The sequence below is a fragment of the Pantoea sp. SIMBA_079 genome (assembly GCF_046940275.1).
Lineage (GTDB): Bacteria > Pseudomonadota > Gammaproteobacteria > Enterobacterales > Enterobacteriaceae > Pantoea > Pantoea borealis.
In genome coordinates this window covers 1-229 of record NZ_JAWRYR010001027.1, presented here as the reverse complement: position 1 = coordinate 229, position 229 = coordinate 1, and the positions used below count along the sequence as shown (strand labels likewise).

At 65.9% G+C, this 229-nt stretch carries 1 pseudogene; it reads left to right on the top strand.

What is annotated here, in order from left to right:
- A pseudogene (locus SB719_RS23025) lies at positions 1 to 229 on the top strand (aldo/keto reductase family oxidoreductase); the annotation flags it as partial.

The following is a 229-nucleotide window of genomic DNA, read 5'->3' as shown; positions in this document are numbered from 1 at the left end:
AGATCGAGCTGCTCCAGCGCAGCGTGTCGCAGCCGCTCATCGCGAACCAGGTGCAGCTCAGCATCACGCACGCACCGCTGATCGCGCAGGGCGTCGCGGCCAACATGGCGGGGCTCGACCAGTCGATCTCGCGCGACAACGGCATCCTCGACTACGCCCGCCTGCACGACATCGTGCTTCAGGCCTGGTCGCCGTTCCAGAAGGGCTTCTTCGATGGAGTGTTCCTGGG